Source organism: Hydrogenovibrio sp. 3SP14C1, assembly GCF_029625905.1.
Taxonomy (GTDB): Bacteria; Pseudomonadota; Gammaproteobacteria; order Thiomicrospirales; family Thiomicrospiraceae; genus Hydrogenovibrio.
Window position 1 is genome coordinate 1 of record NZ_JARTLM010000218.1, and the last position, 253, is coordinate 253.

At 57.7% G+C, this 253-nt stretch carries 1 protein-coding gene; it reads left to right on the plus strand.

From position 1 onward, the window contains the following. A partial coding sequence (locus P8629_RS12320) for a substrate-binding domain-containing protein (protein ID WP_278166394.1) occupies positions 1-253 on the plus strand: 253 nt, incomplete at both ends.

Here is a 253-nt window from a genome sequence, read left to right on the forward strand (position 1 = left end):
GGCGTATCGACTGCCGCCGTAGCTCGTGACACGGTGCAGATTGCCGGTTCTTCCACTGTACTTCCGTTTGCCAGTATCGTTGCCGAGGAGTTTGGTAACACCTATCCCCAGTTCAATACGCCGGTCGTCGGTTCTGGCGGCTCCGGTGGCGGTTTGCGTCAGTTCTGCCAGGGCGTTGGCGAAAACACCATCGATATCGCCAATTCTTCTCGCGCCATTCGCAGCGGCGAAGTGGCCAGCTGTAACGAAAATG